10 protein-coding genes are annotated in these 9,094 nt (G+C 70.2%); 1 reads left to right on the top strand and 9 read right to left on the bottom strand.

The annotated features are described in order from the left end of the window. The 9 genes from CNO22_RS22970 to CNO22_RS22930 form a co-directional block, all read right to left on the bottom strand. The coding region (locus CNO22_RS22970) for an FAD-dependent oxidoreductase (protein ID WP_198588544.1) at nucleotides 1-187 on the bottom strand (187 nt) is incomplete at its 3' end. Between the two features lie 48 nt (nucleotides 188-235). Continuing rightward, complete coding sequence (locus CNO22_RS22965) at nucleotides 236-1,153, bottom strand: aldose 1-epimerase family protein (protein WP_100501598.1); 918 nt, start codon at nucleotides 1,151-1,153, stop codon at nucleotides 236-238. 65 nt (nucleotides 1,154-1,218) lie between these two features. Then, a complete protein-coding gene (egtD, locus tag CNO22_RS22960) occupies nucleotides 1,219-2,172 on the bottom strand; it encodes an L-histidine N(alpha)-methyltransferase (RefSeq protein ID WP_100501600.1) in 954 nt (317 codons plus the stop codon). A gap of 74 nt (nucleotides 2,173-2,246) precedes the next feature. After that, nucleotides 2,247-3,482 (bottom strand): ergothioneine biosynthesis protein EgtB, encoded by a 1,236-nt coding sequence (egtB, locus tag CNO22_RS22955; protein ID WP_100501597.1) that lies wholly within the window; start codon nucleotides 3,480-3,482, stop codon nucleotides 2,247-2,249. 115 nt (nucleotides 3,483-3,597) lie between these two features. Then, entirely contained in the window at nucleotides 3,598-4,374 is a 777-nt protein-coding gene (locus CNO22_RS22950; protein WP_100501596.1) for an SDR family NAD(P)-dependent oxidoreductase, read from the bottom strand. A 61-nt stretch (nucleotides 4,375-4,435) separates the two neighbouring features. Further along, on the bottom strand, nucleotides 4,436-6,232 hold the full coding sequence (locus CNO22_RS22945) for a glycoside hydrolase family 15 protein (RefSeq protein WP_100501595.1): 1,797 nt from the start codon (nucleotides 6,230-6,232) through the stop codon (nucleotides 4,436-4,438). 235 nt (nucleotides 6,233-6,467) lie between these two features. Further along, the gene (locus tag CNO22_RS22940; RefSeq protein WP_157937082.1) at nucleotides 6,468-6,683 is read right to left on the bottom strand and encodes a helix-turn-helix domain-containing protein; all 216 of its coding nucleotides are present in this window, start codon (nucleotides 6,681-6,683) and stop codon (nucleotides 6,468-6,470) included. Between the two features lie 2 nt (nucleotides 6,684-6,685). After that, nucleotides 6,686-7,120 (bottom strand): cyclic nucleotide-binding domain-containing protein, encoded by a 435-nt coding sequence (locus CNO22_RS22935; RefSeq protein WP_157937081.1) that lies wholly within the window; start codon nucleotides 7,118-7,120, stop codon nucleotides 6,686-6,688. Between the two features lie 255 nt (nucleotides 7,121-7,375). After that, nucleotides 7,376-7,711 (bottom strand): YnfA family protein, encoded by a 336-nt coding sequence (locus CNO22_RS22930; RefSeq protein WP_100501599.1) that lies wholly within the window; start codon nucleotides 7,709-7,711, stop codon nucleotides 7,376-7,378. Nucleotides 7,712-8,051: 340 nt separating this feature from the next. Here CNO22_RS22930 and CNO22_RS22925 point away from each other — a divergent pair, with 340 nt between their 5' ends. Next, entirely contained in the window at nucleotides 8,052-8,768 is a 717-nt protein-coding gene (locus CNO22_RS22925; protein ID WP_232807277.1) for a ZIP family metal transporter, read from the top strand. Nucleotides 8,769-9,094: the final 326 nt, after the last annotated feature.

Genomic DNA, 9,094 nt, shown 5'->3' with positions numbered 1-9,094 from the left:
CCTCGCCCCCGGCCTCCGGCGGGCGCAGCAGCGTCTTGGACGGGATGCAGGCCCAGTAGGCGCACTCCCCGCCGAGCAGCTCCCGCTCGACGATCCCGATCCGCTTACCGGACTTCAGCAGCTGGCCGGCGGCGACCTCACCGCCCGGGCCCATTCCGATGACGATCACGTCAAACCGGTCAGTCATGGGGAATCTCCCGGAGGCCGTGGGTCTAAATGCCGCATCGAGTCCTCGTCACGGCAGGCTACGCACCCCCCAGCTGACGCTGGTCGAGGCGCCCGGCTCCAGGCGCACCACGTCGGTTACGGACTGGAAAGCGTTGGGTGGGACGGTCATCGGTTCCACCCCCAGGCCGCGGCGCCGCCGCTGCGAGTCAGGCAGGCTGTCGCCGCTGAACAGCTCGACGTAGGGATAGCTCTCGTCGAGCCATATCGCCGCTCCCTGCCCGTCCGGTGCCCGCAGCTGCACCCAGGCCCGCCCGTCCTCGTCGCGGTCGAGGTCGGTGAAGGCCAGGTCGAGCTCCAGGCTCCCCAGCTCGCGGCCGGCTCGGAAGTCGTACTGGCTCCCTTGCACCGGCTCTGCTCCGGTGGGGATGCCCCGGTCGTCGGTCGGCAGGTACGTCCCGCCCGGCGCCTGCAGCGTGCACTGGTCGACGAGCCCCGTGGGCGCCGCCAGGTAGGGGTGCTGGCCGCAGGCGTAGGGCAGGGCCCGGGTCCCAACGTTCCGTGCGGTGGTGGTGACGGTGAGGCCCTGAAACCCGAGCCGGTAGGACAGGCGCACTGCCAGGGTGAACGGATACCCGGGGCGCGGATGCAGCACGTGGCCCAGGTCGACCCGGCTCGTGGTCTGCCCCAGGCAGGTCCAGTTGGCGAACCGGAGGAAGCCGTGGATGGCGTTGCCTTTGTCGGGCTCGCTCAGCGGCGCCTGATGCTCATTGCCTTCCCAGGTGTACTGGCCGTCGCGCAGCCGGTTGGGCCACGGAATCAGGGGCTGGCCGCGGGCGCTGGTGGCCATCTCGTCCTCGGCGTACCCGTCGAGCAGCTCACGCCCGCCTGCCACGTAGGACCGCAGCCCCCCGCCGACCTCGACGACGGTGACGCGGTCGTCGCCGTGCACGACCGTGTACTGGCGCCCGCTGGGCAGTTCTCTCACGCGCTCATCGACCTCACTTCCTGGCTCCAGCCTCGGATCGGGACCATTTCGGTGGGCGCGCGGGGTCACGGGGTCGCCTTGGTCGCCAGGGAGAGCGCGTAGTCGCCCTGCGGGTCGGTCCACCAGGACCGCAGCTGCAAGCCGGCGGCGGCGAGTTCGTCGGCGACGCGCTCCCGGCGGAACTTGGCGCTGATCTCGGTGCGCAGCTCCTCCCCCTGGGCGAAGTGCACCTCGAGGTCGAGGACGCGCATCACCTGCTCCCGCAGCGACCGCAGGCGCATCTCGATCCACTCGTTCTCCCCGTTCCACAGCGCGACGTGTGCAAACGCGTCGGGGTCGAGCTCGGCGCCGAGTTCGCGGGCGATCACGCGCAGCACGTTGCGGTTGAACTCAGCGGTCACACCCGCCGCGTCGTCGTAAGCGGCGACCAGCCGCGCGGGGTCTTTCACCAGGTCGGTGCCGAGCAGCAGGGTGTCCCCGCATGCCATGGTCGATGCCAGCGTGCGCAGGAACCGGGCGCGCTGCGCGGGTAGCAGGTTGCCGATCGTGCCACCGAGGAAGGCGATCAGCCGGCGGCCGCCGGCCGGCAGCAGCGGCAGGTGGTTCTCGAAGTCACCGACGACGGCGTGCACCTCGATCCGGTACTCACCGGCCACGGCCTGGCCGAACTGCGCGAGCACGGTCTGGTCCACGTCGACGGGCACGTAACGCCGCAGCGTGCCGGCCTCGCGGAGGGCGTCGAGGAGCAGGCGGGTCTTCTCCGAGGTTCCGCTGCCCAGCTCGACGAGCGTGTCAGCTGCCGACAGCTCGGCGATCTCGGGGGCGTGCGCCTGCAGGATCGCCCCTTCCCGCCGGGTGGGGTAGTACTCCGGCAACCGGGTGATGGCCGCGAACAGCTGGGAGCCGCGGGCGTCGTAGAACCACTTCGGCGGCAGCGTCTTCGGTGTGGCGCTCAGCCCCGCGCGGACGTCGGCCTCCAGCGCATCACGCATCGCCGCCGGCGGCAGGTGGCGATCCATCCGGACCGCCACCCCGGCTGGCGCGATATCTGGCGTCCCGCCGTCGCACGGGGACGCGGGATGGTGGACGGCGGTCACGGGCGCGCCAGCCGCAGTCCGGCGAACGCCCACCGGGCCGCAGCGGGGTAGAAGTTGCGGTAGGTGAGCCGTTCATGCCCGGCCGGGGTCGCGCAGCTCGCGCCGCGCAGGACGTGCTGGTCGGACATGAACTTGCCGTTGTACTCCCCGACCGCACCCTCAACCGGGCGGAAGCCCGGGTAGGGCAGGTAGGCGCTGGAGGTCCACTCCCACACGTCGCCGAGCATGTGGCGCCCGGCGAGGCCGGGGTGCAGCCGGTCGGGGCCGAGCAGCTGACCGCGCAGCTCGGCCACGTCGCCTGCGGCGACCTCCCATTCGGCCTCGCTGGGCAGGCGGGCACCGGCCCAGCGGGCGTAGGCGTCAGCCTCGTAGAACGAGACGTGGCAGACCGGTTCGGCCCGGCGCAGCGGCCGCACACCGCCGGAGCCGAAGGCGACCCACTGCCCGTCCTGCTCCTGCCAGTAGCCCGGTGCCTGCCATCCGTGCTGCTGGACCGCGGCCCATCCGTCGGACAGCCACAGCTCCGGGCGGGCGTAACCGCCGTCGGCGATGAAGGCCAGCCAGTCCTCGTTGGTGACCGCGCGTTCGGCGATCTGGAACGGCACCAGGTGCACGGTGTGACGCGGCCCCTCGTTGTCATAGGCGAAGCCGGTCCCGTCGTGACCGATCTCGTACAGCCCGCCGGGGACCGCGCGCCAGGTCAGCGGCGCGGGGTCGGGGTCGTCCTCCACGGGGCGGTCGATCATCGCCGGGCCGAACGGGTGGCGGGAGAGCAGGTGCAGGGCGTCCATGACCAGCAGTTCCTGATGCTGCTGCTCGTGGTTGAGGCCCAGCTGGACGACCTCGGTCTGCGCCTGGTCGAGCCCCCGCTCGATCAAAGCGGCGACGGCCTGCTCGACGTGGTCCCGATAGCGGCCCACCTCGTCGGCCGAGGGGCGGGTCACCAGCCCACGCTGCGGGCGGGGATGCCGTGGGCCGACCGCTTCGTAGTAGGAGTTGAACAAGTAGCGGAATGTGGGGTCGAAGGGCCGGTAACCGCCGGCGGGGTCGAGCACGAACTCCTCGAAGAACCAGGAGGTGTGGGCGCGGTGCCACTTGGTGGGGCTGGCATCGGGCATCGACTGCGCGGTCTGATCCTCCGGGGACAACGGCGCAGCGAGACGCTCGGTCAGCCCGCGGACGTCGAGGAACCGCGCGAGCAGGGTCGGTGTGGTGGGGGCGGTCAGGGTCACGCAATCTCCATCGTTGGTAGCCGGCGCGGTGGCCGCGTGGTAGGGGCGCAGCGCGACCGCTGTCAACGTCGCGGTGTGCAGCGCCGTCGAGTTGGCTGGCTGCTCGAGCGCGGGGTCAGGCTCCCTGGCCAGACATCTGCATCAGTCCGCCGTCCATCACGTAGGTGGCGCCGGTGACGTAGTCGGCGTCGCTGGAGGCCAGGAACACCGCCAGCCGGCCGATCTCCTCCGGCTGTGCGGCCCGCTTGAGCGGAATGCTCTGGACCTGCTGCTCGCGGAAGTCCGGGTCGTCGATTGCCTTCTGGTTGAAGGGCGTGAGCACCATGCCGGGCGCGATGTTGTTCACCGTCATGCCCATCTCGGAGACCTCGAGCACCAGGGTTCGGGTGAGGTTGCGCAGCGCGCCCTTGGAGCAGTCGTAGTCCGCCGCCCCGGCGCGGGCTTGCTCCTGGTGCACCGACGTGGTGTTGATGATCTTCCCGCCGCCGCCCTGCTGCTTGCGGTGGTTGATGAAGTGCTTGCAGCAGATCAGCTGCCCGATGAGGTTGCTGCGCAGCGTGCGCTCGAAGTCCTCGATCTTCAGGTCGGCGACGTAGGTGCCCGAGGCGTCGACGCTGGCGTTGTTCATCAGGATGTCGACCCGGCCGAAGGCCTCGAACGCCGCCTGGAACATGGCCTCGACCTGGTCTTCGTAGCCGTGGTCACCCTGCACGACGATCGCCCGGCGGCCCTGGGCCTCGACCTGCTCGCGTGTGGAGTTCGCGCCCTGCTCGTCCTGTAGGTAGTGCACCACCACGTCAGCGCCTTGGCGTGCGAACTCGATGGCGGTGGCCTGCCCGATTCCGGAGTCCGATCCGGTGATGAGCGCGACCTTGTCCTGGAGCTTTCCCATGTCCTGTCCCTTTCTTGGTCCTGCGACGTTGGTCCTGCCCGGTCTCTGCTGTCTGCCGTCCCTAGTTCGGCTGGTCCGGTCGGTGGAGGTTTTCGGCCTGGGCGATGGCCCAGGCGGCGTTGACCAGGCCGATGTGGGACAGCGCCTGGGGGAAGTTGCCGATCAGGGCCTTGTCGCGCAGGTCGATCTCCTCCGACAGCAGCCCGAGGTCGTTGGCGTAGCCGGTGACGGTCTCGAAGATCTGCTTGGCGCGGTCGACCTGTCCGGCCATCGCCCGGCCGGCGGCCAGCCAGTACGAGCAGATGACGAACGCGCCCTCGTCCCCGGAACCGGTCCAGCGCTGCACCAGTGCGTCCTTGGACAGTTCCCGCTCGATGGCGTCGAGGGTGGCCACGACCCGTTCGTCGTCGCCGGGGAGGAACCCCACGATCGGCAGGAGCAGGACCCCGGCGTCGAGGTGGTCGGAGTCGAAGGCCCCGGTGAAGGCCTGGACCGACTCGTTCCAGCCGCGCTGGAGGATCGCGGCTCGCACCTCCTCCCGCGCCCGCTCCCACCGCGCCACGTCCGCCTCATCGCCGAGGCGGTCGGCCAGCTTGAGCGCACGGTCGAGCGCAACCCAGCACATGACCTTCGAGGTCACGTAGTCGCGTTGGCCTTCGCGGCCCTCCCAGATCCCGGCGTCGGGCTCCTGCCACGTGGTGGCCGCCCGGTCGGCCAGGGACCGCAGGAACGCCGCGGTGAACGGGCTGAGGTCCTCGAGCTGGTCGCGCAGCACCCACGCGCACTCCAGGACCTCCCCCAGCACGTCGAGCTGCTTCTGCGTCCAGGCGTCATTGCCCACCCGGACCGGGCGACTCCCGGCGAAGCCGGCCAGGTGGTCCAGCTGGTGTTCGGTGAGGTCGCGCTCTCCGCCGGCCCCGAACATGATTGGCACGCGGCCGTCGCCGATGGAACCGGTGGAGGTGGCCATCCAGTCGAAGAACCGCTGCCCCTCGTCCGGGCAGGCCGCGACCCACAGCGCCTTGAGGGTGAAGCTCCCGTCGCGCAACCAGCCGAACCGGTAATCCCAGTTCGCGCTCCCACCAACCTTCTCCGGCAGAGAAGTGGTCGCCGCGGCGATCACCGCACCCGTGGGCCGGTAGGTCAGGGCCTGCAACACCAGCCCGGCGCGCGTGACCTGCTCGCGGTAGGGGCCCTGGTACCCCTGGTGCATCCGCGTCCAGGACCGCCACCCCGCGACGGTGTCGGCCAGGGCCGCACGCCCGTCCAGCGCAGCGCTGAGCGGGTCGACGACTCGGCGGTGGCGCAGCGCGAAAACCGCGCTCTCCCCCTCGCGGAGGCCGAACCGCCCAGTGACCCTCCCCTGCTCGATGCTCAGCGGCCGGTCGGCGGTGAGCGCGAGCCGCTCGGCTCCGCCGCCCAGCTCGATCCCTCGCGGAGTGGAAGTGATCTGGGGAGTCACCAGGCCGTACTCCAGGCGCGCGGCAAGCTCGAAGTCGATCTCGACCTCACCCCGCACCACCTCCACCTGCCGCACGAGCAGGTGCGGGGAGGCGCAGCCGATCTGGTGGCCCCGCTCCCCCGCGCCCAGGGCCAGCGCGTCGGTCAGCCGCACCACACCACCAGCAGTGGTGAAATCCGTCTGAACGACCATGCTGCCCTCGACGTAGCGGCGGGTCGCCGTCCACTCCCCGCGTGGCCGGATCGACCAGTGACCGGCGTCGGGATCCAGCAGACGGGCGAACACGCTGGGCGCGTCGAGCCGGCCCGGGCACCACCAGTCGACCGAGCCATCCAGCGCCACCAGCGCCGCACCCTGGCAGTCCCCGAGGAGCGCGTAGTCCGCGATCGACGTCATCGCCCGAGCGCCCCGGTGGGCGTGCTCAGCGCTTCGTCCCTCGAACGGACGCGCCAGCACCCGCCCCCGCCGGTGAGCACCGCGGCCCGTCCGCTAAGCACCGGTGCCGGCGAGACCCAACCCTGCGGTATGAGGGACTGCGATGAAGACACGTAGGCCTCATGCTCAGGAAGCGGTGCTGCTACACCGCGCTGAGCACTGATGTCATCTCGCTGACATCAGTTGCGCGGGATCCTCAGGCCCGAGGAGCGGTAGGCCCCGGTCGCAGGCCAGCGGTCCTGTCGAGCACGTCCCGTGCCTGCACCGGCGGCCCACCGCGCAGAAGCCAGTAGCCATTGCTCTCCTGCCGGAGCAACCCGGCCTCGGTGAGATTGTTGAGCGTGGTCGTCACGGTGGGGCGCCGCGCTCCGATCAGATGGGCGATGTTCAGGTGCGTCAACGGGATGGGCACTCTCACCTCATCGCCCCGAACCTTCCCCAGCGGTCAGCGAACAGCCAGAACAGTACGAGAACTCGCAGGTCCACGCGGGGCAGGTGGCTGATGGCCAGGACGTTCGCCAGCCACTCCGCCCGGCGCTCCTGCCGTTCGAGCAGTCCCGCCATCAGTTCGGGCCACGGTCTCACGGCGAGCAGGAAGTCGCGGTCGAGAACCGCCAGACGCGTCGGCTCGAGGGCCTGCCAGACGACCCGGGAGTCGACCGACGCGGCCCCTACCTCTCCGGACGGACGCAGCAGGTCCCCTTCGGCGAGGAACTCGATAGCGGCGGTCTCCCCGAGGATCGACACCTCACGGGTGATGCACCCCTCGAGCACCAGGAACCCCCCGGCCGGCACCTGCTGATCCGCGCCACGCCACAGCCCCGTGCCCAGCCGCTGAACGAACGTCACGACCGCTCCACGGGCGGCCGCCAACTGCCCGCCGCTCAGCCCCTCCCCGAGCCCGGGATCCGCCTCCAAGATCCGCACCGACTCCCAGCTTGTACCCATTGGTGCTCCGTCCTCCCGCCCGTCGTGCCGCATCCTGTGCCACCCCGACAGCCACTCAGGGGCTCGGTCCGTGCGACTCATGGCGCGGCTCAACCCTTCACCGCCCCCCGGCGCCACACAGTTCTACACAGCGAGTGCTGCTCGTCTTGGCGCCGCTCACGCCCCGCGTGGGGCGTACATGATCACGGCCACGCCGATGAGACAAATGCCGGCGCCGATCAGGTCGTAGCGGTCGGGGCGGAAGCCGTCCAGTGCCATCCCCCAGGCCAGGGAACCGGCCACGAAGATGCCGCCATAGGCGGCGAGGATCCGGCCGAAGTTGGCGTCGGGCTGCAAGGTGGCCACGAACCCGTACAGACCCAGGGCCAGCACCCCCGCGCCGATCCAGGCCAGGCCGCGATGCTCGCGCACGCCCTGCCACACCAGCCAGGCGCCACCGATCTCCGCCAGCGCGGCGATGAGGAACAAGACAACAGAACGAGCAATGGCCATGGCGAGATCCTCCCCAACCCCGGTCGATGCCCGGCGGGAGAGCCTCCACCAGATCCAGGACGGTTCAAGGTGATGGGTGACCAGGCCGCCGCTCGTCGTCACGCTGCCGCCCGACTGCTGCCTTCTCCAGCCCGCCGCACGTTGGCCGGAACTGGGCTGCCCTCTTGCAGGACGACACAGACCTGTCATCTTCCACCCCGCTGACGTGCACATCGTCGGGGCAGGAACCACAGGCGGATCTGCTGGTCGTGCAGCGTCAGGTGCTCCCTAGGGGGCGGTTCGACGGTGGTCCAGCGCAGGTGCTGGCTGAGGAGGCTGGATCATGGGCGATTTCCTTATCGTGCTCGGGCTGGCGGCGCTGCCCGCGGCCGGCAACTTCTTCGGTGGCGCGCTGGCGGAGGTCTTCCGGGTCTCCGAACGGACGCTGAGCCTCGCCCTGCATCTCGCCGCCGGGATCGTGCTGGCGGTCGTCGGTATCGAACTGATGCCCGAAGCACTGGAAGCCAGCCTGCCGTGGGTGCCGCTCCTCGCGTTCGTTGCGGGTGGGGTCATCTTTATCGGCCTGGACCGGGCGGTCGGTTACGTGCAGGCGAGGATGGGTGGCGGCGAAAAGCAGTCCGGGGCGCTGGCGATCTTCGGCGGTGTGTCGATGGACCTGTTCAGCGACGGAGTGATGATCGGCACCGGCACGGTGGTGAACCCGGCGCTCGGACTGCTGCTGGCGATGGGGCAGGTGCCGGCGGACGTACCCGAAGGCTTCGCCGCCGTCGCCACCCTGCGCAACGCCGGGATCAGCCGCAAGCGACGGATCCTCATGGCGGCGGGCTTCGCGGTTCCCATCCTCCTCGGAGCAGCCCTCGGCTTCCTCGCCCTGCGGGAGGCCCCGGAGATCATCACGCTCTCGGTCCTGGCACTGACCGGCGGCGCCCTCACCGCCGTCGTCGTGGAGGAGATGATCGGTGAGGCGCACGAGGGCGAGACCTCGCAGCTGGGCCCGATCTTCCTCACTGCAGGGTTCGCGCTCTTCGCCGCCATCTCGGTCTACTTCGGCGAGTAGCCGTCGTGGACCCAGCTGGGGCCTCGCGCTGATCCACGCGTTTTGGATGCCCTCCCCTCGACATACCAAGACCTCTCCGCGGGCATCTGCGAGCGCCCTTCATGCAGCCCACCACCCGCACCCACAACCCCGACCGACCAACCACCTGGCGATCCCCCTACCTTGTCAAGATCACCAGCCGACACACCTAGTGCATCCAGGGCGATCTTGGTGCGGGACAGGAGTTCCTAGCCCGGATCTTTCATCTGGCAGCCAATGATCATCGAGAGGGGCCTCGATGGGCCGCTGGGGCGTGATTCTGGTGTCGGGGTACGACGGTTCTCCCG

It is taken from the genome of Geodermatophilus chilensis (genome assembly GCF_002802985.1).
Lineage (GTDB): Bacteria > Actinomycetota > Actinomycetes > Mycobacteriales > Geodermatophilaceae > Geodermatophilus > Geodermatophilus chilensis.
This window is presented reverse-complemented; position numbering and strand designations above follow the sequence as displayed.

What these genes read in the sequence shown, in the direction of transcription:
- egtD (WP_100501600.1), bottom strand. Translation starts at nt 2,172, where the DNA reads ATGGATCGCCACCTGCCGCCGGCGGCGATGCGTGATGCGCTGGAGGCC.
- CNO22_RS22950 (WP_100501596.1), bottom strand. Translation starts at nt 4,374, where the DNA reads ATGGGAAAGCTCCAGGACAAGGTCGCGCTCATCACCGGATCGGACTCC.
- CNO22_RS22945 (WP_100501595.1), bottom strand. Translation starts at nt 6,232, where the DNA reads ATGACGTCGATCGCGGACTACGCGCTCCTCGGGGACTGCCAGGGTGCG.
- CNO22_RS22930 (WP_100501599.1), bottom strand. Translation starts at nt 7,711, where the DNA reads ATGGCCATTGCTCGTTCTGTTGTCTTGTTCCTCATCGCCGCGCTGGCG.